The organism is Nocardia sp. NPDC050630 (assembly GCF_044457245.1).
Lineage (GTDB): Bacteria > Actinomycetota > Actinomycetes > Mycobacteriales > Mycobacteriaceae > Nocardia.
The window spans coordinates 190,198-214,592 of sequence record NZ_JBITGN010000001.1 but is presented as its reverse complement, the minus strand read 5'-3'; the positions used below and the strand labels follow the sequence as shown (position 1 = coordinate 214,592).

27 protein-coding genes are annotated in these 24,395 nt (G+C 64.8%); 16 read left to right on the top strand and 11 right to left on the bottom strand.

Going from position 1 to position 24,395, the window contains the following annotated elements; all coding sequences use genetic code 11:
* The first annotated feature begins 3 nt into the window (after positions 1–3).
* Positions 4–846, top strand: coding sequence for an MlaE family ABC transporter permease (locus ACIBG0_RS00765; RefSeq protein ID WP_397030136.1), 843 nt, complete (start codon positions 4–6; stop codon positions 844–846).
* A 1-nt stretch (position 847) separates the two neighbouring features.
* Positions 848–1,702, top strand: a complete 855-nt coding sequence (locus ACIBG0_RS00760; protein WP_397027987.1) for an ABC transporter permease — start codon at positions 848–850, stop codon at positions 1,700–1,702.
* A 59-nt stretch (positions 1,703–1,761) separates the two neighbouring features.
* On the opposite strand, the gene ACIBG0_RS00755 is transcribed toward ACIBG0_RS00760, so the two are convergent.
* A complete protein-coding gene (locus tag ACIBG0_RS00755) occupies positions 1,762–2,220 on the bottom strand; it encodes a VOC family protein (RefSeq protein WP_397027985.1) in 459 nt (152 codons plus the stop codon).
* A gap of 70 nt (positions 2,221–2,290) precedes the next feature.
* Here ACIBG0_RS00755 and ACIBG0_RS00750 point away from each other — a divergent pair, with 70 nt between their 5' ends.
* The 4 genes from ACIBG0_RS00750 (at position 2,291) to ACIBG0_RS00735 (ending at position 6,470) form a co-directional block, all read left to right on the top strand.
* Positions 2,291–3,592 (top strand): acyl-CoA dehydrogenase family protein, encoded by a 1,302-nt coding sequence (locus ACIBG0_RS00750; protein WP_397027983.1) that lies wholly within the window; start codon positions 2,291–2,293, stop codon positions 3,590–3,592.
* Between the two features lie 29 nt (positions 3,593–3,621).
* Positions 3,622–4,617 (top strand): phosphotransferase family protein, encoded by a 996-nt coding sequence (locus tag ACIBG0_RS00745; RefSeq protein ID WP_397030134.1) that lies wholly within the window; start codon positions 3,622–3,624, stop codon positions 4,615–4,617.
* 67 nt (positions 4,618–4,684) lie between these two features.
* A complete protein-coding gene (locus ACIBG0_RS00740; RefSeq protein WP_397027982.1) occupies positions 4,685–5,455 on the top strand; it encodes an enoyl-CoA hydratase-related protein in 771 nt (256 codons plus the stop codon).
* Position 5,456: 1 nt separating this feature from the next.
* A complete protein-coding gene (locus ACIBG0_RS00735; protein ID WP_397027980.1) occupies positions 5,457–6,470 on the top strand; it encodes an NADPH:quinone oxidoreductase family protein in 1,014 nt (337 codons plus the stop codon).
* 367 nt (positions 6,471–6,837) lie between these two features.
* On the opposite strand, the gene ACIBG0_RS00730 is transcribed toward ACIBG0_RS00735, so the two are convergent.
* From ACIBG0_RS00730 to ACIBG0_RS00690, 9 genes are all read right to left on the bottom strand, one after another.
* A complete protein-coding gene (locus tag ACIBG0_RS00730) occupies positions 6,838–7,344 on the bottom strand; it encodes a hypothetical protein (protein ID WP_397030132.1) in 507 nt (168 codons plus the stop codon).
* The gene (locus tag ACIBG0_RS00725; protein ID WP_397027978.1) at positions 7,341–7,961 is read right to left on the bottom strand and encodes a TetR/AcrR family transcriptional regulator; all 621 of its coding nucleotides are present in this window, start codon (positions 7,959–7,961) and stop codon (positions 7,341–7,343) included. The genes ACIBG0_RS00730 and ACIBG0_RS00725 overlap by 4 nt, the downstream gene beginning before the upstream one ends.
* 93 nt (positions 7,962–8,054) lie before the next feature.
* Positions 8,055–9,203 carry an acyl-CoA dehydrogenase family protein gene (locus ACIBG0_RS00720; RefSeq protein ID WP_397027976.1) on the bottom strand — a complete coding sequence of 383 codons (1,149 nt, stop codon included), beginning with the start codon at positions 9,201–9,203 and terminating at the stop codon, positions 8,055–8,057.
* An 11-nt stretch (positions 9,204–9,214) separates the two neighbouring features.
* Entirely contained in the window at positions 9,215–10,360 is a 1,146-nt protein-coding gene (locus tag ACIBG0_RS00715) for a thiolase family protein (protein ID WP_397027975.1), read from the bottom strand.
* Positions 10,353–11,180 (bottom strand): enoyl-CoA hydratase/isomerase family protein, encoded by an 828-nt coding sequence (locus ACIBG0_RS00710; RefSeq protein WP_397027973.1) that lies wholly within the window; start codon positions 11,178–11,180, stop codon positions 10,353–10,355. Before ACIBG0_RS00710 ends, ACIBG0_RS00715 begins: the two co-directional genes overlap by 8 nt.
* Positions 11,177–12,412 carry a CaiB/BaiF CoA transferase family protein gene (locus ACIBG0_RS00705; RefSeq protein ID WP_397027971.1) on the bottom strand — a complete coding sequence of 412 codons (1,236 nt, stop codon included), beginning with the start codon at positions 12,410–12,412 and terminating at the stop codon, positions 11,177–11,179. The genes ACIBG0_RS00710 and ACIBG0_RS00705 overlap by 4 nt, the downstream gene beginning before the upstream one ends.
* The gene (locus ACIBG0_RS00700) at positions 12,412–13,179 is read right to left on the bottom strand and encodes an SDR family NAD(P)-dependent oxidoreductase (RefSeq protein ID WP_327100712.1); all 768 of its coding nucleotides are present in this window, start codon (positions 13,177–13,179) and stop codon (positions 12,412–12,414) included. The genes ACIBG0_RS00705 and ACIBG0_RS00700 overlap by 1 nt, the downstream gene beginning before the upstream one ends.
* Before the next feature lie 20 nt (positions 13,180–13,199).
* The gene (locus ACIBG0_RS00695; protein ID WP_397027969.1) at positions 13,200–14,366 is read right to left on the bottom strand and encodes an acyl-CoA dehydrogenase family protein; all 1,167 of its coding nucleotides are present in this window, start codon (positions 14,364–14,366) and stop codon (positions 13,200–13,202) included.
* A gap of 40 nt (positions 14,367–14,406) precedes the next feature.
* Positions 14,407–14,715 carry a hypothetical protein gene (locus ACIBG0_RS00690; protein WP_397027967.1) on the bottom strand — a complete coding sequence of 103 codons (309 nt, stop codon included), beginning with the start codon at positions 14,713–14,715 and terminating at the stop codon, positions 14,407–14,409.
* Positions 14,716–14,822: 107 nt separating this feature from the next.
* Between ACIBG0_RS00690 and ACIBG0_RS00685 the strand changes: the two genes are divergently transcribed.
* The 10 genes from ACIBG0_RS00685 to ACIBG0_RS00640 all read left to right on the top strand — a co-directional run bounded on the left by ACIBG0_RS00685 (position 14,823) and on the right by ACIBG0_RS00640 (position 22,593).
* Positions 14,823–15,053, top strand: a complete 231-nt coding sequence (locus ACIBG0_RS00685; RefSeq protein ID WP_397027966.1) for a pyridoxamine 5'-phosphate oxidase family protein — start codon at positions 14,823–14,825, stop codon at positions 15,051–15,053.
* 22 nt (positions 15,054–15,075) lie between these two features.
* Positions 15,076–15,291 carry a hypothetical protein gene (locus ACIBG0_RS00680; protein WP_397027964.1) on the top strand — a complete coding sequence of 72 codons (216 nt, stop codon included), beginning with the start codon at positions 15,076–15,078 and terminating at the stop codon, positions 15,289–15,291.
* Positions 15,292–15,362: 71 nt separating this feature from the next.
* Entirely contained in the window at positions 15,363–15,893 is a 531-nt protein-coding gene (locus ACIBG0_RS00675; RefSeq protein ID WP_397027962.1) for a carboxymuconolactone decarboxylase family protein, read from the top strand.
* Between the two features lie 4 nt (positions 15,894–15,897).
* Positions 15,898–17,166, top strand: coding sequence for an aromatic ring-hydroxylating dioxygenase subunit alpha (locus tag ACIBG0_RS00670; RefSeq protein WP_397027960.1), 1,269 nt, complete (start codon positions 15,898–15,900; stop codon positions 17,164–17,166).
* A complete protein-coding gene (locus ACIBG0_RS00665) occupies positions 17,150–17,491 on the top strand; it encodes a hypothetical protein (RefSeq protein WP_364342953.1) in 342 nt (113 codons plus the stop codon). The genes ACIBG0_RS00670 and ACIBG0_RS00665 overlap by 17 nt, the downstream gene beginning before the upstream one ends.
* Positions 17,492–17,494: 3 nt before the next feature.
* Positions 17,495–18,712, top strand: a complete 1,218-nt coding sequence (locus ACIBG0_RS00660) for an amidohydrolase family protein (RefSeq protein WP_397027957.1) — start codon at positions 17,495–17,497, stop codon at positions 18,710–18,712.
* A complete protein-coding gene (locus ACIBG0_RS00655) occupies positions 18,699–19,115 on the top strand; it encodes a nuclear transport factor 2 family protein (RefSeq protein WP_397027955.1) in 417 nt (138 codons plus the stop codon). Before ACIBG0_RS00660 ends, ACIBG0_RS00655 begins: the two co-directional genes overlap by 14 nt.
* A 2-nt stretch (positions 19,116–19,117) precedes the next feature.
* Positions 19,118–20,206: an acyl-CoA dehydrogenase family protein gene (locus ACIBG0_RS00650; protein ID WP_397030130.1), complete on the top strand. Its 1,089-nt coding sequence runs from the start codon at positions 19,118–19,120 to the stop codon at positions 20,204–20,206.
* A gap of 66 nt (positions 20,207–20,272) precedes the next feature.
* A complete protein-coding gene (locus tag ACIBG0_RS00645) occupies positions 20,273–21,007 on the top strand; it encodes an acyl-CoA dehydrogenase family protein (RefSeq protein ID WP_397030128.1) in 735 nt (244 codons plus the stop codon).
* A 935-nt stretch (positions 21,008–21,942) separates the two neighbouring features.
* Positions 21,943–22,593 carry a hypothetical protein gene (locus ACIBG0_RS00640; protein ID WP_397027953.1) on the top strand — a complete coding sequence of 217 codons (651 nt, stop codon included), beginning with the start codon at positions 21,943–21,945 and terminating at the stop codon, positions 22,591–22,593.
* A gap of 390 nt (positions 22,594–22,983) precedes the next feature.
* Here the strand turns inward: ACIBG0_RS00640 and ACIBG0_RS00635 are convergent, their stop codons facing one another.
* A complete protein-coding gene (locus tag ACIBG0_RS00635) occupies positions 22,984–24,339 on the bottom strand; it encodes a cytochrome P450 (protein ID WP_397027952.1) in 1,356 nt (451 codons plus the stop codon).
* Positions 24,340–24,395 lie beyond the last annotated feature (56 nt).

Sequence of the window (24,395 nt, the reverse complement as noted above, 5' to 3'; positions counted from 1 at the left end):
GTGATCGATCAAGCCTCCGCACCGTCGGTCACCCGGATAAGGAACTGGGGCCGCGGCTATCTGAACCGTCATCCGGTCGCCTCGCTGGATACCGTAGGCGCGCAGTTCATCCTGGGTGTGCGTGCGGTGCAGTATCTCGTAATCGACATCGCGACGGGCCGTTTCGCGTTCAAGGAGTTCGTGCGGCAGGCCGCTTTCATGATCAAAACCTCCTACCTGCCGACCGTCGCGGTGGCATTGCCCATCAGCGCGACCCTCTCGATTCAATTCGGGCTCATCGCGGGTCAGGTCGGTGCGACCTCGCTGGCCGGCGCGGCCAGCGGTCTCGCGGTCATCCGCCAAGCCGCACCCGTGGTTACGGCGATGCTATTGGCCGCGGCGGTCGGCTCGGCGATCTGCGCCGACCTCGGCTCACGCACCATCCGAGAAGAGATCGACGCACTCGAGGTAATGGGCGTTTCCGTGCTGCGCAAGCTGGTGGTGCCGCGGGTGGCCGCCGGGGTGCTGGTCGCGGTCGGACTGACCGGGCTGAGCGCCTTCGTCGGATTCCTCGCCGGATACCTGTTCAATGTCTATGTCCAGGGCGGTACGCCCGGCAGCTTCATCGCCACCTTCTCCTCGTTCGCACGCATCGGCGATATGTATCTTGCGGTGGTCAAGGCGGTGGTGTTCGGCCTCATCGTGACCGTCGTCGCGTGCCAGAAGGGATTGAGCACCAAGGGCGGTCCCGGCGGGGTGGCGAATTCGGTCAATGCCACCGTGGTGGCCTCGATCGTGCTGCTCATAGTGGTGAACGTGGGCTTCACCCAGATGTATACGATGCTCTTCCCACGGCAGGCGCTCTGAGATGGCCGCGCCGTACTATCCGCTGCACCTCAGGCAGGTGCTCCGCGTCGCGGACGCACCGTTGCGCGGGGCAATGCGCCTCGGGCATATGGCCATATTCTTCCTGCGCGCGCTCACCGGCATTCCCATCGTGCTGCGTCACTACCGCAGGGAATTACTGCGTCTGATCTCCGATATCACTTGGGGCAACGGGTCACTCATCGTCGGCGGCGGCACGGCGGGCATCATTGTCGTGCTCGGCGCGAGCGGTGGCGCGCTGGTGGGGATCGAGGGCTACAGCGCACTGAAATTGCTGGGCATCGGCCCGGCGACGGGTTTGGTCTCGGCGACCGCGTCGACCCGCGAACTGGCCCCGATCATGGCCTCGATCGCCTTCGCATCACAGGCGGGCTGCAGATTCACCGCCCAACTCGGTGCCATGCGCATTGCCGAGGAGATCGACGCGATGGAAACACTCGCCATCCGGTCCATCCCCTACCTGGTGACGACGCGGCTCATGGCCTCGGTGGCCGCCATAGTCCCGCTCTATCTCGTCTGTCTGGCAATGAATTTCGTCGCGGTCGAGTTCGCCATCGGCATCGCGGGCAACCAATCACCCGGCACCTACGACCACTACTTCCGCATGGTGCTCAGCGCGACCGATGTCGTGTACTCGCTGACGAAGGCCGTCGTCTTCGTCGTGATCACCACGACCATCCAGTGCTACTTCGGCTATTACTCCGCGGGCGGTCCGGTGGGCGTCGGTATCGCCGCCGGTCGCGCGATGCGCGCCAGCATCACCGTGATGATCTGCGTCAATCTGCTGATGACGCTGGCATTGTGGGGCTTCGACTCCGGAGCACGAATCAGCGGTTGACCACATGACGCGCCGAGACCACCACCCGCGGCCGGATCACGGACGGCAATGCGGCGTGGCTATCGAATGTCCGAGTGCGCCCAGCAGCGAGACAGTCCCGATTCCGCCGACCGATCGACCAGCTCCACCCGGAACCCGTTGGCGGCGCGCAGAAATGCGAAAAACAGCCGCCCGGCGTCCGCGGCCCTGGTGGCCTCGATGAGGTATCCGTGGCTCTCGAGTTCGACGACGTCGGCGACCACGTCATCGGACCAGTACCCGATGTGATGGATTCCGGCGTCGCGCACCGGTTCCCACAGCGTGCCTGCCACGCTGCGGACGACCTCTAATCGCGGCACGGTCGTCGAGTATCGGCATTTCAACTCCAGGACGGCTTCGCGGCCGGGCAGCCGCACCGCGACAGGGCCGCCTACTTCGGGTCCCCACTCGCTGCCGAGCACGGCGGACAGCGTCGCCAAGGTGGCCTCGAAGTCCACCGCCACGATTCCGACGTGGAACTGATCCTCGGCCCTCATCATGTGACAACCACGGAAAGAATTGCGTTCTTCATCATGAGAAGGATATTCTCACCAGACGAGAGGAGTTGCAATGGCGTGGGATTTCGAGACCGATCCGGAGTACCAGAAGAGGTTGGATTGGGCAGATGAGTTCGTGCGCGCGGAGGTCGAACCGCTCGACCTCGTTTGGGAGCACGAGCAGTTCGTCCCGCTGGACGGCGCGCGGCGCAAGGCGATCCAGCCGCTCAAGGAGGAGGTGCGGCGACAGGGCCTGTGGGCCACGCATCTAGGACCGGATTTGGGCGGCCAAGGCTACGGACAGCTGAAACTCGCGCTGCTCAACGAGATTCTGGGCCGTTCCTCTTGGGCGCCGATAGTTTTCGGCTGCCAGGCGCCCGATACCGGCAATGCCGAGATCATCGCCCACTACGGAACACCCGATCAAAAGCAGCGCTACCTGCAGCCGCTGCTCGATGGTGAGCTGTTCTCCAGCTATTCGATGACCGAACCGCAGGCTGGTGCCGATCCGACCCGGTTCGAGACCCGGGCGGTGCGCGACGGTGACGACTGGATCATCAACGGCTGGAAGTTCTTCTCCTCCAACGCGAGAACAGCTTCCTTTCTGATCGTCATGGCCGTGACGAATACGGAGGTGAGTCCGTACCAGGGCATGTCGATATTCCTGGTGCCCACCGACACCCCTGGTATCAAAATCGTCCGCAACGTCGGCCTCTACGGCGAGCCGATGAACGACGGCAGCCACGCACTCATCCACTACGAAAACGTGCGGGTGCCTGCCGAATCCCTGCTCGGCGGTGAGGGCGAAGCCTTCGTCATCGCGCAGACCCGTCTCGGCGGCGGCCGCATCCACCATGCGATGCGCACCATCGGGCTCGCGCAGAAGGCCATCGACATGATGTGCGAGCGGGCACTGTCGCGTACCACCGCGGGCAGCCGGTTGGCCGATAAGCAGTTCGTCCAGGGCTATATCGCCGATTCCTACGCCCAGCTGGCCCAGTTCCGACTGTTCGTCCTGCACACCGCCTGGAAGATCGACAAGTACAACGACTACAAGAAGGTCCGCAAGGACATTGCCACGGCAAAGATCGTGATGCCGACGGTGCTGCACGATATCGCTTGGCGCGCAATGCAAGTGCACGGCGCATTGGGCACCACCAACGAGATGCCGTTCTTCCGGATGATCCACGGAGCCGGTGTCATGGGGCTGGCCGACGGGCCGACCGAAGTGCACAAGACCACCGTGGCCAAGCAGGTGCTGCGCGACTACCAGCCCACCGAAGGCATGTGGCCCACCGAGTGGATTCCCGGAAAACAGGAAGCCGCCCGGGCGAAGTTCGCCGAATATCTCGAGCACGAAGTAGGCAACCAGTGAGTATCGATACCACCCGGCTCGCCGATTGGATGGACGGCCAGGGCCTGCCCGGTAAGGGCGAACCCCTGGAAACCCGGTTCCTGTCCGGCGGCACCCAGAACGAGATCTATCAGATCCGCCGCGGCGAACACCTCAGCGTCCTGCGCATCCCACCCGCCGAGGCGCCCGCCGACCGGGACGCGGGCATCTTGCGCGAGTGGCGGATCATCGAGGCCCTCGACGGCACCGATGTCCCGCATACCGCCGCCGTCGGAGTCTGCACCGACTCCTCGGTACTCGGCCGCACCTTCTACCTGATGGGCTTCGTCGAAGGCTGGTCGCCGATGGACCATCGCGGCGTCTGGCCGGAGCCGTTCGATTCCGATCTGCGGGCGCGGGCCGGACTCGGCTATCAGCTGGCCGAGGGAATCGCGTTGCTATCCAAGGTGGATTGGCAGGCGAAGGGCCTGCGGGATCTCGGCCGTCCGGACGGGTATCACGAGCGACAAGTGTCGCGGTGGCTGAGCTTCTACGACAAGATCGATGGCGCGCGCACGCTCGAGGGCATGGATGTGGCCACCGAATGGCTGCGCACGCACCGCCCGCTCGACTACATCCCGGGCCTGATGCACGGCGACTACCAATTCGCCAATGTGATGTTCCACCACGGCGGACCGGCGCGGCTGGCGGCGCTGGTGGACTGGGAGATGGGTACCGTCGGCGATCCGAAACTCGATCTGGGCTGGATGCTGCAGGGGTGGCCGGCGGACACCAGCGACCCGGCCGTGGCCGACAAGGGCTACGCCAATATGCAGTACATGCCCTCGCGTGAGCAGATGCTCGCGCACTACGCGCAGGTGTCCGGGCGTCAAGTCGACGATATCGACTACTACCTGATCCTGGCCAAGTGGAAGCTGGCCATCGTGCTCGAGCGCGGTTTCCAACGCGCCAAGGGTGATGTCAAGCTGTCGGCATTCGGCCCGATTGTCGTCGATACCATGCGCGCCGCCGCCGAATTGGCCGAGAGTACGGAGTACAGGTCATGAGCGAGCGAACAATCAACACAGCCGACCTGTCGGTCATGACGGAGCCGAGCGCCTGCGAGATGCGGTCATGAGCGAGGCGGAATTCGTACTCGACCGGCACGGCCCGGTCATGGTCGTCCGGCTCAACCGTCCGGATGCGCGAAATGCGTTGACCGGCACCATGATGCGCGGAATCGGCGCGGCGATCATCGCGGCCGAGGCCGATCCGCTGGTGCGGGCCGTCGTGCTCACCGGCGCTGGTGATCGCGCCTTCTGCTCGGGGATGGACCTGCGCGCCTTCGCCAGTGGCGAAGACTTCGTCAGCGGCGCGGAAGCCGAGGCCTACGCTCGACTGGCCAAGGGACAGGTGAGCGTCCCGGTGATCGGCGCGGCCAATGGCAGCGCCGTCGGCGGTGGACTGGAACTACTGCTCGGCTGCGATGTGATCGTGGCCTCCGCGGCGGCGAAGTTCGGCTTCCCCGAGGTCAAGCGCGGACTCTTCGCGGCCGGCGGCGGTACCTTCATCGGCACCCGGATCCCCCTCGGCATCGCACTCGAGCTGCTACTGACCGGTGATCTCGTCGACGCCGAACGCGCCGAACGGATCGGGCTGGTGAATGCAGTGGCCGAACCGGATGCCGTGTTCTCGACCGCACTGGCCATGGCCGAGCGCATCGCCGCCCATGCCCCGCTCGGACTAGCCGCCGCGAAAGAGCTAGCACGCCTTGCTGTTTCGGATTTCGCCGGAGCCAACGAACGGCTCGGCGAATGGCAGGCACTGGTATTCGGCAGCGACGACGCCAAGGAGGGGGCCCGCGCCTTCACCGAGAAGCGCGCGCCGAATTGGCGAGGCCGGTGATATGCGCGCGGTGATCTGCCCGGCCTATGGGCCGCCGGAGGTCGTGCGCATCGAAGACCGTCCGGCGCCCGCACTCGAATCGGGACAGGTTCGAGTGCGGGTCGGCGCGGCGGCGGTCAACTTCCCCGATGTGTTGGTGATCGCCGGCGAATATCAGATCAAGGTGCCGACACCGTTCGTGCCGGGCAGCGAATTCGCCGGTACGGTAGCCGAAACCGCCGATGACATCACCGAATTCGCCATCGGCGACCGGGTCACCGGCACCGGAATCGTCGGGGCATTCGCGGAAGAGGTCGCCGTGCCCGCCGCCGGACTCGGCCGCATCCCCGACGGAGTCGACGACCAATGTGCCGCTGCGTTCGGTGTCGCGTACCGCACGGCGTATCACACACTGCGGTCGGTAGCCCGGGTTCAGCCTGGAAATCGGCTGCTGGTACTCGGGGCCGGTGGCGGAGTCGGGCTTGCGGCGGTACAGCTCGGGGTCCATTTGGGTGCCGAGGTCACTGCGGTCGCGTCCTCCGCCGAAAAGCTCAGTGCCGCAGCCGCTTACGGTGCCACCGAGCTGATCGACTACACCAGCGGTGACCTGCGCGCGGCACTGAAGCAAGCACTGCCCGATGGCGCCCATGCCGTCATCGACCCGGTTGGTGGGCGACTGTCGGAGCCCACGCTGCGGTCGCTGCGCCGCGGCGGGCGATTCGTCACTGTCGGCTTCGCCTCCGGGGAGATCCCGCGGATTCCACTGAATCTGGTTCTGGTCAAGGGAATACACGTATCGGGCTTCCAATTCCAAGACCTGGACCCGGCCGAATTCCGGCGCAACGAGGACGAACTGCGGGAACTGTTGACCACCGGCCGCGTCCTCCCGCACATCAGCGCTGTGTATCCACTCACCGAGGCGGCCGCCGCACTACGGCAGGTCGCCGACGGGCAGGCCATCGGCAAAATCCTGCTCGATCCGAACGCATCGTCCGTTACAACGACACCTGTTGGCCGCCAATCCAAATCATGCTAACCAGGTCGATGACGTGATGGTGACGTAGCGGCGGAGTACGGCAGCGCACTTTCGCCATGGGCAGATCACCGACGGTGGTGGCTACCCCGAAGCCGCTACATCCATAGGCGCGGCATCTTCCGCGAAGAGGCCGTCGATGGATTCGGCGTCATCAACAACCTCCCGTGCGGTCGAGTCCGCCTCATGTCGGGAGCTGACCATTGGCGCGACCGTACTGGTAGCGAGCGCAAATATGTTCGATACGGCGATATCGGTCCAGAAATGCCGGAATAGCTTGCGACTCGCCGGGGTGTCGTCCCGTGTTCGTTCTCGGCGATTCCACGGGACGCACAACTACCCTGCGGCTCAATACATTTCAGCGGGCCTTTCAGCCAACGGGAAGAAGATCTGCCGCCAGGCGATCCTGAGTTTCACTGCAGCGGAAGATCTCCACGTCCTCGAGCACGTCGACCGGTTGTCCCAGCGCCGCCAATGCCCGCGCCTTGAACGCGCACGCGGCTACGCTCAGCCGGTGCTGCACTCCCTCTGTCCGGCAATCGAGTTCGCTCGGACAGGCGGCACCCCAGACCGTCACCTCGAACGACCGATCCTCGATATTCCGCAGCACCCCTTGGCGGACCCGCGGATCCGATTCGAAAACCTTTGCGGCAATGGCCATTCCGTTCGGCCATACGCCCGCATCCGATAGCGATGACAGCGAACTCTCCAGGTCGAGCACGGTCGCCCCGAGGATGCGCAGCGGTCGAATATCGGTGGGGTCGCCCACGCAGACGGTCACCTCCCACCCGGCCATCGCCCGATCGAACAGCCAGCCACCTGAGTACCGCACCACATCGGCGACATCGGGGGCGATCACCGCCAGCCGATATCTCAGCGGGTGCTTGCGGGCATGAGCTCGCGCTCGAGTGAGCGGACGTACTCCGTGAAGACCCGGTTCAGTGGTATCGAGGGGTCGAGCATCCATGAGGTTTCCATCCCGTTCAGAAATGCGACTATCTCCACAGCCTTGACGGCAGGGTCCAAATCGGTGCGGTACCGGCCCGCGCGCTGGCCGCGTCGGATGCCGCCGGCAATGGTGGCGACGGCGGCTCGGTACCGACCGAGCAGGCGATCGTGCAGCGGCGCATCCGGATCGAGATTCTCGACAAGCAGCACGGTGAACATGCCGACCAGATCCGGCGAGCGGCGGAACCGGTCGACGACGTTTTCGAGCTGCTCGATCAGATCGCGTCGGCGGTCGGTGTGAAGTTCGTCATCGGTGTCGCGAGCCTCGAGTACCGCATGCAGTAGCTGCTCCTTGGACTCGAAGTGATGCAGCACCCCAGCCGTACTGACCCCGGCCTCCCGCGCGATCTGCGCCAGCGTCGTATTACGCCAGCCGTTGCGCGTGAGCAGTCGCTGTGCGACGGCGAGAATCTGCAGCTTGCGGTGCTCGCCTTTGGCCAGCAACGTCTCATATGGCCGCGGGCTACCGGTTTCCGGATCGGACACCGAACTCCTTCGTTCGATCAACCTACTGAAGCCACAGTAGGTCGGTTTGGAGACCGTGACAAGGGTCTCAGGTCGCCCGATTTTCGTGCTGGATCACAGCCCGAGTGATTTGGCTATGATCATTTTCATCACCTCACTCGTACCGGCATAAATGCGAGCGACACGCGCATCGGCGTAGAGCCGGGCGATGGGATATTCCGTCATGTAGCCGTAGCCGCCGAACAGTTGTAAGCAGCGATCCACCACCCGCGCCTGCACTTCGGTGCAGAACAGCTTGACCCGCGCGGCATCGGCACCCGAGAGCTGCCCCTCGACCAATTCCAGCACCGCCCGATCGACCATGGTCTGAGCCGCCTCCACCTCCGTCGACAGCGCGGCCAGCTCGAATTTCGTGTTCTGGTACGCCGCCACCGGCTGGCCGAAAACCTTGCGCTGGCGCACATATTCGATGGTCGCGGCGATCGCGGACCTGGCTTGCGCCACTGAGCCAACGGCCACCGTGATCCGCTCCTGCGCGAGATTGTGGCCGAGATAGGCGAAGGCCTGTCCCTCGGCACCGAGCCGGTTCGCCACCGGCACACGCACATTGTCGAATGCCAGCTCCACCGTGTCCTGCACCTTGCAGCCCAGCTTGTCCAGGACCCGGCCCTTGGTGAATCCGGTTCGGCCGCTTTCCACCACGATCAGGCTCAGGCCCGCGCGCCGGTTATCCGGATCGGACGAGGTGCGGGCCACCACGATCACCAGGTCCGCGAGCAGACCACCGGTGATGAATGTCTTTGCGCCGTTGAGTATGTACTCCTGGCCATCGCGAACCGCGGTGGTCCGCACACCGGCCAGATCCGAGCCGGTGCCCGGCTCGGTCATGGCGATCGCGGTCAGCAGCTTGCCGCTGGCCAGACCCGGAAACCAGCGATCGCGCTGTTCGGCATCGGCGTACTCCAAGAAGTAGGGCAGGATCACGTCGATCTGGGTGCGGACGGTACCGAGCGTGACGAGCGCGCGGTAGGCCTCCTCCTGCAGCACGGCATTGAACCGATAGTCCCGTACGCCACCGCCCCCGTACTCCTCCGGAATCGCGGTGCCGAGTAAGCCGAGTTCGCCCATCCGCTCGAAGATTTCGCGCGGCATCTGTCCGGCCCGCTCCCAATCCGGGTAATGCGGCACCACCTCCTTATCGATGAATTCGCGGGCCAGCTGCCGGAACGCCTCGTGGTCTCGGGTGAAAATGTCTCGGCGCACGGTCGGCTCCTTCAGTGCACGAGTTCGACGACGGTGGCGTTGGCGGTGCCGCCGCCCTCACACATGGTCTGCAGGCCGTAGCGAATTCCGTTGTCGCGCATATGGTGGATCATTCGGGTCATCAATACGGCTCCGGAGCCGCCGAGCGGGTGGCCCAAGGCGATCGCGCCGCCCAGCGGATTGAGCAGCTCCGGGTCGGCGCCGGTTTCGGCCAGCCAGGCCAGCGGGACCGGCGCGAATGCCTCGTTCACCTCGAAGACACCGACCTCCGACAGATCGATACCCGCCTTGCGCAATACCTTTTCGGTGGCCGGAATCGGAGCGGTCAGCATGAGCACCGGATCGGCACCTATGACCGCACCGGCCCGATACCGCACCAGCGGCGTCAGCCCCAGCTCGCGCGCCTTGTCCGCAGTCGTCACCAACAGCGCGGCGGCGCCGTCGGAGATCTGCGACGAGTTACCGGCATGGATGACGCCATCGGCTTGGAAGGCGGGTTTCAACCCGGCCAGTTTCTCGACCGTGCTGCCTGGTCGGATGCCCTCGTCTGCGATCACCGTCCCGGAATCGGTTGCGACGGCCACGATCTGCTCCTCGAACGCGCCGCGGTCCTGAGCGGCGGCGGCCCGTTCGTGCGAGAGCACCGAGAACTCATCGAGCCGGGTGCGGTCGAAACCCCATTTCTGCGCGATCAATTCGGCGGAGATGCCTTGGTTGAACGAGAAATCGTCATAGCGCGCAGTAGCTTTGGGACCATACGGCATGCCGTCGGCGCGCGCGGCGCCCAGCGGCACCCGACTCATCACCTCGACGCCGCCCGCGACCACGACCTCCTGCGCACCGGAGGCCACCGCCTGCGCGGCGAAATCCAGGGCCTGCTGGCTGGATCCGCAGGCCCGGTTCACCGTGGTGCCCGGGATGGTTTCCGGCCAGCCCGCGGCGAGCACCGCGTAGCGCCCGATATTGCTGGACTGATCGCCGACTTGGGAGACACAACCCCAGATGACGTCATCGATGACCGCCAAGTCGATGCCCGCGCGGCCCACCAGCGCATTGAGCACAATTGCTGATAAATCGGCCGGATGCGTACCCGACAATCCGCCATTGCGTTTGCCGACCGCGGTCCGCACCGCCGCGGCGATCACTACCTCACGCATCTGCTGTACTCCCCTGTTCGGACCGGTCCGCACCGCGGATCGGTGGTCTGTGCACGGTCCAGCGACCGTCGAACTGCGGTTCCCGCTTCTCGGCGAAAGCCGCGAATGCCTCCGGGGCGTCCGCGGTGGCGAAATTGAGGCCCTGGGCGGCGGCCTCCCCGGCGAGTGCCTCGCGCAAGGTGTGATCGGCATTGAGCAGTGCCTTGGTCTGGGCCAGGGCCACCGGTGGGCCTGCCGCCAGCCGCGTGGCCAGATCCGTGACGTAGGCGTCGATTTCGTGCGCGGGAACCACCCACGTCACCAGATTCAAGTCTCGCGCCTGTTCGGCATCAATCATCTCGCCCAGCAATGCCAACCGCTTGGCCTGTTGCAGCCCAACCAGTTTCGGTAGTAACCAGGAACCACCCAGATCCAGCGATAGCCCGCGACGGGCGAAGATCTGCGAGAAACGGGACTCTGGCGTGGCCACCACCAAATCGCAGCCGAGCGCCAGATTCCATCCACCGCCGACGGCGACACCGGTCACCTTCGCGACCGTCGGCAACGGCAGTTCGTGCAGTAGCAACGCCACATCGGTCAACGCCCGCATGCGATACACCGGATGCGCGTTATCGGGCACCGAAATGTCCGCGCCGGAACAGAACGCGCCACCGGCCCCGGTGAGCACCAGCGCTCGCACGCTGCGATCGGCGGCGGCCGCCCGCAGCGCATCCGCCAGCGCGTGCCACAGTTCGGCATCGATCGCATTCTTGCGATGTGGCCGGTTCAGGGTCAAGGTTCGTACGCCGTCACGATCCTCGGTCAGCAGCGACCTCATCATCCCCGCCCCGCGGGTTGCCGATATGCCGGGCCGATCGCACCCGCCGCCCGGAGCTCGTCGATTTCTGCGCTCTCGCAGCCGATTTCGGACAGCACCGCGTCGGTGTGCTCACCCAGACCGGGGACCGCACCCATCGGCGGGTCGAAACCGTCGACAATGGCCGGTGGCAGCAGCGACGGGATCGGACCGGAGGGGGTGTCGATAGTGCGCCAGCGATCGCGGGCCGACAATTGCGGGTGCGCGATGACCTCGCTGGGCAGGTTGTAGCGCGAGTTGCCGATTCCAGCCGCGTCCGCGAGCTGCTGAATATGTGCGAGATCGTGTCGGGCGCACCAGGATCCGATGGCCTCATCGAGAGTGTCGCGCCGTTTACAACGGTCCGGATTGGTGCGCAGGCCCGCGTCGTCGGCCAGGTCGGGGCGGTCGATGATGTCGCGGGCCAACCGCTGCCACTCCCGATCGTTGGTGGTGCCGAGCACCACGGTTTGCCCGTCCGCGGTGCGGTAGGCGCCGTAGGGTGCGACCGCCGCCGAGCTCATACCCAGCGGTTGCATATCGATGCCGGAGTGCCGGGCATAGGTGAGGTGATAGCCCATGACATCGGCCATGGTGTCGAACAGGCTGACCGCGATCGTCGCGCCCGCATCGGATGACCGACGCTGACGTCCGCACATCGATGCCAAGATCGACAGCGCCGCATATTGTCCCGTGATGACATCGGCCATCGGCGGGCCCGGTTTCGCCGGGGCATCCGGATATCCGGTGACCGCGCACACTCCCGATTCGGCCTGCACCAGCAGGTCGTAGGCGCGCTTGTGGGACAGCGGTCCGCCCGAACCGAATCCGTCGATCGATACCGCGATCAGCTCCGGGTGCCGCGCGGCCAGATCCGCCGCTGCCAGACCGAGCCGGTCGGTCGCACCAGGCGCCAAATTCGACACCAGAACCTCGGCCCGATCCAGCAGGCGATGCAGAATCGCGACGCCCGCGGGCGTTTTCAGATCCAGTGTCACCGATTCCTTGCCACGGTTGACCCAGACGAAATGCGCGGCCTGTCCCTCGACCACATCGTCGTAATACCGGGCGAAGTCGCCGCCGTCCGGATTTTCGATCTTGATCACGCGAGCACCGAAATCGGCGAGTGTGCGGGTGCACATCGGCGCCGACACCGCCTGTTCCAGGGTGACGACGGTAATCCCCGCCAACGGTCCCGCCTGCGCCGTACCCGGCATCACATCACCATGCCGCCGTCCACCGGCAGCACCTGCCCGGTGACGAACGAGGCGGCATCGGAGGCGAGGAAGACGAAGGCGCCGGCCACCTCCGCCGGATCGGCCCAGCGCCGCAAGGGAATTCGATTCAGCATCTGCGCGGCGAACTTGTCGCCGGTGCGAATGGTTTCGGTCATCGGCGTGGCCGCCAGCGGGGCGAGCGCATTCACCAGGATGTTCTTGCGCGCCAATTCGCGAGCCAGGGATTTGGTGATGCCGATGATGGCCGCCTTGGCCGCGGAGTAATTGACCTGCCCCAGCGTGCCGACCAATCCGGCCGATGAGGTGACGTTGATGATGCGCCCGGTGCCGTCGGTCGGCAGGTACGGTAAGGCCGCCTGCGAGCAGTTGAAGGTGCCCAGCGTGTGGATCTCGAACAGTCGCCGCATCGAGTCGACGCTGGTATCGGCGAACATGTGCGGATCGGTGACCCCGGCATTGTTCACCACGATATGCAGGGTGCCACCGGCTAATTCGGCCGCCTTGGCCGCGGCGGCATCGGCGGCCGCCCGATCGGACACATCGAGGGCGAAACTCGCCGCACTACCACCGTTTCCGGTGATCTTCTCGGCGACGGCCGCGGCCGCATCCGCGTCGACATCGGTGACCAGCACCGCGGCCCCCTGCGCCGCGAGGGCCTGCGCCACCGCGGAGCCGATGCCGCCTGCCGCGCCGGTGACCATCGCGGCCCGCCCGGTCAGCTCGAAAAGTCCGTTCTTGGCTGCCATTCGGTAATTTCCTGCCTCTGCTAATAGCTTCTGGGTAGGCCCAGCGTGTGGGAGCCCAGGTAGTTCAGAATCATTTCCTGGCTGATCGGGGCGATCCGCATGACGCGGGCCTCCCGGAAATAGCGGGCCACGTTGTATTCCTCGGCGTAACCCATGCCGCCGTGGGTCTGCAGTGCCCGATCGGCCGCGGTGAATCCCGCGTCGGCGCATAGGTATTTGGCGGTATTGGCCTCGCGTCCGCACGCCTTTCCGTTGTCGTAGAGCCAGGTTGCCTTGCGCAGCACCAACTCCGCGGCATCCAAGTGGGCCAGCGAATCGGCCAGCGGGAATTGGATGCCCTGATTCATGCCGATCGGTCTGCCGAATACCACCCGCTCCTTGGCGTATTTCGTGGCCCGGTCGAGTGCGACCCTGCCCAGCCCGAGTGCCTCGGCGGCGATCAGCATGCGCTCGGGATTCAGGCCGTCGAGCAGATAGCTGAATCCCTTGCCTTCCTCCCCCACTCGATCCTCGACCGGGATGTGTAGCCCGTCGATGAAGACCTCGTTGGAGGTGACGGCATTGCGCCCCATCTTCGCGATCGGCCGGATATCGACGTGCGCGCGATCGAGGTCGGTGAGGAACAGCGTCATGCCGTCGGTCTTCTTGGTGACCTCGTCATAGCGCTGGGTCCGGGTCAGCAGCAGGATCTTCTCCGACTCCATCGCTTTGGAGATCCACACCTTGCGACCATTGACGACATAGTGGTCGCCATCGCGACGCGCGAAGGTGGTGATGTGGGTGGTGTCCAGACCCGCCCCGGGTTCGGTGACACCGAAGCAGACGTGCAGATCACCGCTGGCGATGCGCGGCAGCGTCCGCTGTTTCAACTCCGCGGACCCGTGCACGACCACCGGATGCATGCCGAAGATCGACATGTGAATCGAGCTCGCGGCATTCATACCGCCGCCCGATCGTGACACCTCCTCGGCCAGCAGCGTGGCCTCGGTGATGCCCAACCCGTGTCCGCCGTATTCCTCCGGGATGGTGATGCCAAGCCAGCCGCCCTCGGCGATGGCGTTGTAGAACTCCGTCGGGAATTCGTGCGCCTGATCCTTTTCCATCCAGTACTGGTCGTCGAACTTGCGGCACAGTTCGGCGACCGTGCCGCGAATCAGCTGCTGATCCTCGGTGAGTTCGAAATTCATGCCTCCGACGTTCGTGTCGTCGTGCACGGGGCAACCCCTTTCAGTCGGAGGCAGGCAGCGCTTTGGCGGCCTTCAGGGTCATCGCGGCCCCATTGCAGGTCAGCTCGCCGGTGCCGGAACTGGTGCACAGCAGTTCAACGGTCTCCGCGGCGTCGACATAGCGCTTCCCGATCAAGGTGATCGCATCCGCCCCAGCCGATTTCGCGGGCGGGGCAGCGGCCGCGGGAACCATCGGCGCGCCACCGCACGCGATGTCCGGCCGAGCGTCGGCCGGGGCGCGGACCACCACCACCCGCGTGCCGCATACGGTGCTGGCGAACTGTTCACCGGGACGAATCGGCGCCGTCATGGGTGAGACTCCTTTCCACGCGGGCTGACCTCGCCAGCCATAACGCTCTCTCTATCGGAAAACTATATTCTCAATATAGGAGAATCAACATCTGATCGGAAATAGGCATGACTGAACAGCGACGAGCACAGGCCATCGCGATGACCGCCACCGAACGTGACGCCTTCCTGCAGAACCAGCCGATCTGCCGGGTCGCCACCATCGGCCCCGGCGGGCATCCGCATACGAGCCCCCTGTGGTTCGCTTGGGACGGCACGGCCTTATGGCTCAACTCGCTGGTGCGCAGCCAGATGGACCGATATCACCCGCGATCCGCGGATCAGCGCGATCGTCGATAACGGTGGCACCGACTTCCTGCAATTGCGCGGCGTCGAACTGCGCGGACGCGTCGAAGTGGTCGGCGAAACGCCGCGCACCGGCACACCGGTCGAGGACCTCATCGAACCGGAGCGGCTGTTCGCCGACAAGTACATGGGCGGGCAGCCTTTTCGCTACGACGGCCGCCACGGCTGGCTGCGACTGACGCCCGACCACATCATCAGCTGGGATTTCGCCCGGTTGCAACGCCGACGTTGACTATCGCAGACGTCCATGGAAATCTAGTCTTCAGTTTTGGAGAATCTGATTCTCACGAAAGGAGGACAGGAGTGCGTCTGCCGCCGTTGCCCGCGGACCAATGGGACGACCGGACCCGCGACGCCTTCAAGACGCTGCTGCCGCGCGCGATCCGCAATGCGGAAGGAGCGGGCCCAGCGATGGGGCCACTGGCCCGGCACCCGGACCTGACCGAGGCCTACCTCGGATTCAGCGTCTACCTGCTGTTCCGGTCCACATTGCCGCCCCGGGTGCGCGAGTTGACGATCCTGCGGGTCGCCCACCGGCGCGGCTGCGCCTACGAGTGGGCTCATCATCTGCAGTTCGGCCAGGAGGCCGGACTGACCCTCGAGGAGATCGAGGCCGTCACCCGCGGTGAGGCCGCCGACGACTTCGACCGCCTCGTCCTCACCGCCGTCGACGAACTCGACGACAAATCCGAACTGTCCGACCAGACCTGGGCGGCACTTGCCGAACGACTCGATGAAAAGCAGCGCATGGACCTGGTTTTCACGGTCGGCGGCTACATCCTGCTGGCCATCGCGCTCAACACCTTCGGCGTACAGCCCGACCCTGAAAGGTAATCCCTTGCCACACTTCACCAAACCGACGGCGGGCAGCTGGACGGAGAACTATCCCGAACTCGGCACCGAGGTCGTCGACTTCACCGACTCGACCGATCCCCAGTTCTACAAGGACGAGCAGGAAGCCATCTTCAAAAAGAGCTGGCTCAATGTCGGCCGGGTCGAGCGGTTGCCCCGTGTCGGTAGCTATTTCACCAGGGAGCTGGCCTGCGTCAACGCTTCGTTGATCATCGTCAAGGACCACGATCAGCAGGTGCGGGCCTACTACAACATCTGCAGGCACCGCGGCAACAAACTGGTCTGGGACGACTTCCCCGGCGAGGAGACCGCCGGGAGCTGCCGACAGTTCACCTGCAAATATCACGCCTGGCGATACACCCTCGAGGGTGAGGCCACCTTCGTCCAGCAGGAGAAGGAGTTCTTCGACCTCGACAAGAGCAAGTTCGGGCTCAAGGCCGTGCGCTGCGAGGTGTGGGAGGGCTTCATCTTCGTCAACCTCGACGACAACGCCCAGCCATTGGAGGGATATCTCGGTGCATGGGCGAAAGGCCTGGAGGGCTACCCCTTCCACGAGATGACCGAGGTCTACAGCTACAAGGCCGAGATCGGCAGCAACTGGAAACTGTTCATCGATGCCTTCGCCGAGTTCTACCACGCGCCGGTGCTGCATATGAAGCAGGCGGTCAAGGACGAGGCCGATAAGCTGCTCAATGTCGGCTTCGAGGCACTGCACTACGAGTGCTGGACCCCGCATTCGATGGTGTCCTCGTGGGGCGGTATGGCCCCGCCGAAGGACATCAATATGGTCAAGCCGATCGAACGGGAACTGCGCAGCGGCCTGTTCGGTCCGTGGGAGCGGCCCGATATCGAGGGCCTGGATCCGCTGCCGTCAGGTGTCAATCCCGCGGGCCACAAGGCCTGGGGCGTCGACGAATTCGAGGTCTTCCCGAACTTCGGCATCCTGATCTGGGCGCCGGGTTGGTATCTGACCTACCACTACTGGCCAACCGCGGTGAACAAGCACATCTTCGAGGCGAATCTGTACTTCGTGCCGTCCAAGAGCGCGCGGGAACGGCTCGGCAAGGAGTTGGCGGCGGTCACATTCAAGGAATACGCGCTGCAGGACGCCAACACCCTCGAAGCGACCCAGACCATGCTCGAGACCGGTGTGATCACCGAATTCCCGCTCAACGACCAGGAGGTGCTGCTGCGCCACCTGCACCTCACCGTCCAGAAGATCGTCAAGGAGTACCGCGATGCCCGAAACAACTGAGAAGGCGCTGCCCGCCGAATTCGCCGACCTGGACCGGTTTTCGGGCTGGATCCTGGCCACCGAGCCCGAGCGTTACGCCAAGCGGCTGGCCTCCTCGATGGCGGAGATGCAGGACCTGTACGACACCGTCTTCCCGCGCCTGCAGGCGGCGCTGGACTACTGCGACAAGTTCGAGTTGTCCGAGCTGCCCGATGACGCCCGGCACCTGTTCCACCTGCTGCAGTCGCTGGTGATGGTGTCTTTCCCGATCGAGGTGTGGAAGCAGCCGCGAGTGCCCGACTCCGGCGCCGCCTACCTCGACGTCATCAAGGAGCCGGTGGTCTAACCCATGCTGACACTGAAGGCGGCCGGTCTACTCGATATCGACACCGGCGAGATAATCCGACCCGGCATCGTTCGCATCGACGGCGATCGGATCGTCGGCGTCGGCGCGAGCACGGACGACACCGACGAGGTCATCGATCTCGGTGACCTCGTGCTACTGCCCGGCCTGATGGATATGGAGGTCAACCTCCTCATGGGCGGTCGCGGCGAGACCGGCCTGGCCTCCAGTGTGAAAGACGATCCGGCACTGCGCATGCTGCGTGCGGTGGGCAATGCCCGCCGCACGCTGCGGGCAGGGTTCACCACCGTGCGCAATCTCGGACTGTTCGTGAAGACCGGCGGCTACCTGCTGGATGTGGCGCTCGGCAAGGCGATCGACGCGGGCTGGATCGAGGGCCCGCGCATCGTCCCGGCAGGACATGCGATCACCCCCACCGGGGGCCACCTCGATCCGACCATGTTCTCCGCCTTCGCGCCCGACGTGCTGAAGCTGACCCTCGAGGAGGGCATCGCCAATGGCGTCGACGAGGTGCGCAAGGCGGTGCGGTACCAGATCAAGCACGGCGCGCAGCTGATCAAGATCTGCGTCTCCGGTGGCGTCATGTCGCTCACCGGAGCCCCCGGGGCACAACACTATTCGGATGAGGAGTTGCGCGCGATCGTCGACGAGGCGCACCGGCGCGGGCTCAAAGTCGCCGCGCACACGCACGGGGCGGAGGCGGTCAAACATGCCGTCGAGGCCGGAATCGACTGCATCGAGCACGGATTCCTCATCGACGACGAGGCGATCAAGATGATGGTGGCGGCGGGCACCTGGTTGGTGCCGACCACCCGGCTCGCCGATGCGATGGATGTGTCCAAGGCGGATCCGGCCTTGCAGGCCAAGGCGGCCGAGATGTTCCCGAAGGCGCGCACGTCGGTGCGGGCGGCCTACGAGGCCGGGGTGAAGATCGCCGTCGGCACCGACGCACCAGCGATTCCGCACGGCCGCAATGCCGACGAATTGGTGGCATTGGTCGAACGCGGCCTGAGCCCGATCGATGTGCTGCGGGCGGCCACCGTGCGCGCGGCCGAATTGATCGATGTCACCGACCGTGGACGGCTGGCCGAGGGACAGCTGGCCGACATCATCGCCGTGCCGGGCGATCCGGTGCGCGATATCACCGTCACCCAGAACGTGCGGTTCGTCATGAAAGGCGGCAAGGTCCATGTCCAGAAATGACGATCTGCTGGAGATCCAGCAGCTGCTGGCCCGCTACGCGGTGACGATCACCAAGGGCGATATCGATGGCCTGCTCGCGGTATTCACCCCCGACGGCACCTACAGCGCATTCGGTGACACCTACACCCTCGACCTGTTCCCGGATCTGGTCGCGGCCGCGCCGAAGGGGCTTTTCCTCACGGGCACACCGGTTCTCGATATCGATGGCGATACGGCCGCTGGCACCCAGCCGCTGTGCTTCATCGACCACAGCACCCACGATATGCGCATCGGCTACTACACCGACAGCATCGTGCGGACCGCGGACGGGTGGCGGCTGAAAACGCGCCGAATGACCTTCATCCGCCGCAGCGGTGTGCACGATTCGGGTATCCCACACGCCTTCGAGAACACCCGCGGATGACCATGGACGTGTCCGAATTCCGGTCCGGCGTGCGGGCCTGGCTGGACGAGCACGATCTGTCCCCCGGTCCGGATCATTCGCTGGACGGTCAGGTCGCGCAATTGGCCCGCGTGCGTCGGGCCCTCTTCGACGCGGACTGGATGCGCTACGGCTGGCCCGCCGCAGTCGGTGGTCTCGGCGGGCCCGCCATGCTCCGCGCGATACTCGGTGAGGAGGTCGCCACCCGTGACCTGGCCGAGCCCGGACTCTATTCGATGGTCGAAGTGCTTGCGCCCACGATGATTTCGTATGCGCGCCCGGGGTTGGCGGCGGAAATGGTGCCGTTGCTGCTTTCCGGGCGTGAGCAGTGGTGTCAGGGCTTCTCGGAGCCCGGGTCGGGCAGCGACCTCGCCTCGCTGACAACGAAAGCCATTGCGCGCGGCAATGATTGGGTGGTCATCGGCCAGAAGGTATGGACCAGCCTCGCCCAGTACTCGGCGCGTTGTGTACTGCTGACCCGTACCGCCCCCGGGCACGACGGGATCACCGCGTTCTTCCTCGATATGGACTCCCCCGGTATTACGGTACGTCCGCTGCGCACCATGCACGGCGTCGACGAATTCGCCGAGGTGTATTTCGACGATGTCGTGGTGCCCGGCGACCGCATGCTCGGGCAGCCCGGTGATGGCTGGCGGGTCGCGATGGATCTGCTCCCGCATGAGCGCTCCACCTGCTTCTGGCACCGGGGCGCTTATCTTTTCACCCGACTCGACCGATTGGCGGCGGCGGCGACGGTGGCCGACGATGCCGACCTCGGTGCCGCTTATCTGGCATTGCATACGCTGCGCTGCCGCTCCCGGCTGACCCAACAGCGGCTGGCGGACGGCCAGCACCTGGGACCGGAAACCTCGATCGACAAGGTGCTGCTGGCGAGCGCCGAACAGCAACTGTTCGACACCATTCGCGACGTGCTGCCCGGCTCGGTAGAGCTGACCGATCCCGAATTGCGCACTGAATTCCTCTATTCGCGCGCGGCCACCATCTACGGCGGCACGGCCGAGATCCAGCGCAATATCATCGCGCGCCGTCTGCTCGACCTGGGCAAGGAGTAAGCCGTGGCCAGCATCGATACCGATACCGCCGAGCTCGAGCTGCTCACCGACACACTGCGTAAGACGATGACGGTGTCGTCGGGTCGGCAACTCGATCAGGCGCTGGCCGACCTCGGTTGGCCAGACCTGCTCACCGAAATGCCCGACGTAGCAATACCTTTGGTGTTCCGCCTGTTGGGCGAAACCGGTGCGCACGCGCCACTGCTCAACGACGTCATCGCCCACGCCACCGGTACACCGCTCGGCACCACGCACCCGCTGCCATTCGCGGGCGGGACGTGGGTGGTCTGGGAACGCACCGATCGCCCCGGCACCACGGTGGACGAGGAACTCCCCCTGCACCCGGTACGAACCGGAAACGCTGTCGGAGTGGCGGCCGGTCGTCGCGCCCTGGCCTGGTGGCTGCTCGGCAGTAGCCGCGCCATGCTGGCGCTGGCCCGCCGACATGCTCTGGACCGCAAGCAATTCGGGCGCCCTGTCGCATCATTCCAAGCGATCCGACACCGCCTCGCCGAGACGCTGGTCGCCATCGAAGGCGCCGAGGCCACACTCACGGCCGCCAACGACGACTTCGGCGCCCTGCTCGCCAAAGCCGCAGCCGGACGCGCGGCGCTGATCGCGGCTCGACACTGTCAGCAGACGCTCGGCGGTATCGGCTTCACCGCCGAACACGACCTACAGCGGCATATCCGCCGCGTGCTGATCCTGGACGGACTGTTCGGCAGCACAAGGGAACTCACCCGTGAGGCGGGCACCCGCATCCGCACTTCCGGCGCGGCACCGCGCCTGGTTCATCTGTAAACCAATCCTCCGAGGCACCTGCCATGAAATTCGCTCCAACCGCAATCGGCTATCTCCGCAGCGATGTATCCGGGTTCTCCGGGGTCCGGCGGGAGTGAAGCCCGGAATCTGGAAAGTCTGTGCAGCTCAGCGGCTTCGGCGGAGACGGTAGCAGATCGCGACAGGTGTGGTGCAGGAATCCGCTGCCGGTGAGGGTGTGTGGATCGGAGAATCTTGTCTCGGTTCCGAACAGGCGAGGGACGAACCTCTCGTGGCTGACAGCGAACGGTATGGGAAGTGGATCAACGAGCCGCGGGTCGGTGATTGCCCGACGTGCGGATCCGGCCCCGGAATCCTGAACCTATCAGGAAGTGCGAAGTAGCTTCGGCGGCAGCGGGTTTGGTCTAGCGTGACCGGGCGTGCGTCAGGAGTGGTCGACCGAGGATTTGATCGGGTCGTGGACGCTGGTCGGGAACGACTGGCAGCGGGCGGGAACAAGACCGAGGCTACACGGCTGGGTTTCGGGCTTTGTCTGAAATTCTTCGAACTGGAGGCTCGGTTTACTCGCGGTCCGGAAGAGTTCCCGGCCTCGGTGGTGTCGTATATGGCCAGCAGTTGAAGGTCGATCCTGCCGAGTTCGCCGCCTATCCGTGGTCGGGCCAGTCGGCGAAGTATCACCCCGCCCGCGACAACGACTGCGATGAATAGCGGGCAGTTCTTGTCCGGCAACTCCGAGCCCAGAACCCGTCAGGGTCCTCCAAATCGGCCTGCCACCGATCATCCGCGAGGCTGCGCGCGACCGCCACGGCGAATTTGGTTGTATACAGACAAATTCGACAGGTGTGTGTGTCAATGCCGAGGGAAGGTTCGCTCGGCATTGACGGCGCGGTGCCAGCCTTTCACCGGCGGCGAGACGCCCACACCCACGATCCCAGGCTGGAGTCTAGGCTCCCGGCATGAGCACGGCCCAAACCGAGAAAAGCCGACCGGGGAACCGACGATACCGGTCACTGCTTAGCAGACATCTTCTGCTCGTCTGCACCGTCGTAGCCTGCCTTGGGATACTCGTCTCGGCTAGCGATCCGGCCAGCACCGAGCTGATGTCGTTGTCGCCGTTGCTGATCCTCGGGGGGACATTCGTGGTGGTTGTGGTGTGGTGCATGGTCATCGTCTACCCGATCCTGGCAGTCCGATCCCGGCGGCTTCGGGTACCTGAGCTCAGACCCCTGGCTGCTCCCGCAGTGATAATCGCGCTCACGCCCATTTTATGGAGCGCAGACCTGCCAATGGCTGTGCGCTGGCACCTCTCGGCGCACGCCTTCGACGATGCGGCACAGCAGATGAGTGCTGGTGTCGATCCACGGACGTTCGAAGGTGACCGCCTCGGCCTTTATCGCATTCGCGGTGTGGAACGCCTCAGCGGCGGCATCTACTTCAGGACTGGCCCTATGGCGGCCCATTGCTCGATGGGAAGTGGCTTTGCCAATCTTTCTGGCCACCGGCCCGCGACAGGCAAATCCCATCACCTCAGCGGCGACTGGTATTGGTTCTGTTTCAACAGCGCGGGGGTTACAGTGCCCGACCACCCCATCGGAGAACTGCACTAGCCGGTGACGAAACCGCTAGCCTGAAGTGAGGAAGGCCAACAGGCCTGAGAGGGTCGGCAGTTACGCACGAAGGTGATTCGATGCGCTAACCTGCCTCCCCAGACCAGCACTCCAATCTGACACGAGCAGGTCCGCATTATCACCTCGTTCCAGGTGTCGAGTCCCCAGGTGATCAGGCGCGGGGAAGTCCCTTCCAGCTCGGCAGACTTGTCCGCGCCGTCCCACGTAATCTCGGCGGTCAGCGTCTCCTGAACCATCCCGTCCCATCCGGATCTTCCAGCGATACGTTGAGATGCGGCGCGACGATGACCAGGAAGTCTTCGATGGTTCCGCCGGCGTACTCCTGGATGAACCGCTGATTCGGCTGCTTCCAACCAACTCTTCACAAGGCTATTGCCGTTCGGTCACCGTCGCGATGACCGGGAACTTGGTGTTGAGGGTCAGCGCGGAGATCGGTGTGAGGTCCGGGTTGTCGATGGTCAGCTCGAACCGGCTGACTATGGTCGAGAGCGCCAGCTGCATCTCCATCATCGCGAATGCGTTGCCGATGCAGAGGTGTCCGCCCGCACCGAAGGGCAGCCACAAGTTCCGGTCACGGCCGGCGACCGCGTCGGCGGCGAAGCGGTCCGGGTCGAAGGCGTCGGGCCGGTCCCAACACTCGGGGTTTCGGTGCGCGTGGTAGAAGCTGTACATCAGCGGAGTGCCTGCCGGGATGTGGTAGCCCCCGATCTCATCGTCCTCGGCGGCGCGCCGCTGCCCCATCCATGCCGGCGGTTTGAGCCGCAACACCTCCTCGAGTACCTGCTTGCTGTAGGGCAGCGTGGGCAGGTCGGCCAGGGTGGCATGCTTGCCGGTCAAGGCGCTGTCAACGTCATCGCGCAGCCGCTGGCGCACCTCCGGATGCAGTTGCAACAGCAGTATGGCCGACGTCAATGCCGAGGAGCTGGTCTCGTGACCGGCGAAGAGCATAGTGACGACCTCGTCACGCAGTTCCAGGTCGGTGAGTTTCTCGTTGGTATCGGCGTCCGTGGAGTTGATGAGCATAGACAGCAGCCCACCGCTACCGGATTCGCGCAAGTCGTCGATCACCTTGTAGACGATGGCATCCATTTCGACGATCCCGCGCCAGAAACGGCGGTGGCTGGGTGTCGGAAACTTCAAGGGAACCAAGGGCATTCGCACGAACTTCCCCAACTCGGCGTTCACCTTCTGCGTCGCGCGGGCGAAGCCGGTGACCTCCGGGCCGTTGGGATCCAATCCGAACAGCGCCCGCACCACGATCCGCAGCGTGAGGTGGCTCATCTGCTCACCGATGTCGACCGTCCGTCCGGCGCGGGCGTGTTCGGCCCATTCGTCACACATGGAGTCGATCTCGGCCACCATGATCTCGCTCAGCGCACTGATCTTCTTGTGGTGGAAGGCCGGTTGGACGAGGCGCCGGTTGCGTCTCCACCGGTTGTGGTCGGCGATGGTCGCCAGCCCTCGCCCCACGAACGGCTCGATGATGTCGTACATCTGGGTCTCGCGGGTGAAGTTCGCCATGCGTTCCTGCAAGACGTATTTGATGTGGTGGGGATGGGTGATCCCGACCATGCTCCCGTTGATCAGTTGGAACCGAAAGACATCGCCGTGGTGGGTCATGGAGTCGGAGAGGAACGAGATCGGGTCGACGACAAAACGTTTGGTATTGCGGATGCGGCCGGCGACCATCGGGGGCAGGCCGCTGACTGTGGAAGTGGAAGACATGACAATTAGTAGAACCGATCTCCTCGGAATCCGGCTGATTTCAGTGGTTTTGACTG